The 1,797-nt window shown below is 54.5% G+C and carries 2 protein-coding genes; one reads left to right on the top strand and one right to left on the bottom strand.

Translation table 11 applies throughout. The features are described 5' to 3' along the window. The coding region (locus VLH40_09730) for a S1 RNA-binding domain-containing protein (protein ID HSV32280.1) at positions 1 to 635 on the top strand (635 nt) is incomplete at its 5' end. On the opposite strand, the gene VLH40_09725 is transcribed toward VLH40_09730, so the two are convergent. Further along, entirely contained in the window at positions 623 to 1,396 is a 774-nt protein-coding gene (locus VLH40_09725) for a DUF1638 domain-containing protein (protein HSV32279.1), read from the bottom strand. The genes VLH40_09730 and VLH40_09725 overlap by 13 nt on opposite strands. Positions 1,397 to 1,797 lie beyond the last annotated feature (401 nt).

Raw genomic sequence — 1,797 nt, 5'->3', positions numbered from 1 at the left:
CCCGCCATATCGTTCAATACCGGGACGAATATGGACCGTTCCGGTCTCGCCGGGAACTCACCAATGTTCCCCGCCTGGGAAAAAAAGCTTTCGAGCAGGCCGCCGGCTTTCTGCGGATCCAGGATGGAGTGAACCTCCTGGATGGGAGTGCCGTTCATCCGGAAAGCTACGATGTGGTGGAGGCCATGGCCAGGGATCTCTCCGCTTCGGTGGTCGACCTGGTACGTGATTCAGCGCTCCGCCGCAAGATTACTTTGGAGAAGTATATCAACGATCGGGTTGGTTTGCCTACTCTGAACGACATCCTCTCGGAACTGGCCAAGCCAGGCCGGGATCCGAGAGAACGCTTCGAGGTGTTCAGTTTTGCCGATGACCTCCGGAAACTCGAGGATGTCCGTGCCGGTATGCGGATCCCCGGAGTAGTCACCAACGTCACAGCGTTCGGCGCCTTCGTGGATATCGGCGTCCATCAGGACGGACTGGTCCATATCAGCCAACTCAGCGACCGATACATTCGAAACCCCGCCGATGTGGTCAAGGTTAACCAGCGGGTGATGGTCACGGTACTGGAGGTGGATCCGGAGAGGAAACGCATCTCACTCTCTCTGAAAGAGAGACCAAATCAATTACCATGAGGCGTGGATCGAGATGAGATTCGATCGTGGTCAACATGGCCGCTGGCGGTAATGACCATTTCGTCGTTGGTGACCTCGATGGTTTGCCCCGCCTGCAGGACGAGAAAGTCTGCCGGGTCCCAGTCTCCTTCAACCAGCTTCTTGACCAGGACCAGGTTTCCGAGCAATTCCCGGTATTCAAGGGATTTTTTCCGAGCGATTTCCCGGACCCGTTTGGCACAGTCGAGAAACCGAAATTCCGGGTAGTCGATGAACGCCGCGAAGCGATAGTGCCTGGTCCAACTCTCTTCCATTTCCAGGAGGTACCGGGCATTGTCCTCTCCATACTTGGCAACGTATTCAGTGTATTTCCGCTCTTTGCTTTCCGAACTCTCCGCACCGACCGCATAGCCCCGCTCGACAGCGCTGGGCGTATAGTAATACGTACCCGGATTCTGGTTGAACTCTTCCAGGTAGCGATGCCGGGATCCGAGGAACAGGGCAATGCAGTCATGGGCCTTGGGGATGACCACCGGAATGTGCCGGGCGGTCAATCCCAGGGTGGAATTGCCGCACAGCGCGTACCCCAGGAGAATGGCGTCAAAGGGTTTATCCGCAGCGCTGAGGGTGTCGATTTCCTGTTGGAGCACTCCCCGAAGATAATCCGGTCGTTCGTGCAAGCCCTTTTCCAGGAACCGGACGTCGACGGTATGGGGGCTATCCGCCACCATGCGGCAGATTTCCCGGACAAAGACATCACAGCTAATCAACGCATACCACATAGGGGACTCCTTTCAATAACCCGAATCAAGATTTAACATACTTGGTGTTTTAAAACCCCCCCGTCAACCCATATCGTACCGTATACTTGATTCTGCTGCAATAAGTAATTCTGCTGCAAAAGAACGAAGGAAGCCCGGGCCTGAGCTGCCTGAATCAGCCGCCGAAATCACCGCATTTTCGCAGTAAAAAGGCCAGGGATGGCCTTTTCAGCATCACTGCAACCAGACGTGGTCATTGATGCGTGCAAGAAAACACCAGATGAGGCGGGGCTGATGGCAACGGGGCCTTGCTGAAATGAGTTTTTGCAGCAAAATCAAATATCAGTATTCAAGAGCATTTCAATCAAGACTGTCAAAGCAATCTTGAACGGCCCATATAACTACCGGTGTTCACCGAGCAC

The sequence above is a fragment of the Atribacteraceae bacterium genome, from assembly GCA_035477455.1.
Lineage (GTDB): Bacteria > Atribacterota > Atribacteria > Atribacterales > Atribacteraceae > DATIKP01.
The sequence above is the reverse complement of the archived record's forward strand: the minus strand, read 5'-3'. Positions and strand labels throughout refer to the sequence as shown.

Bases quoted from the DNA above. Each gene is read 5' to 3' on its own strand.
- VLH40_09725 (HSV32279.1), bottom strand. From the start codon at position 1,396: ATGTGGTATGCGTTGATTAGCTGTGATGTCTTTGTCCGGGAAATCTGC.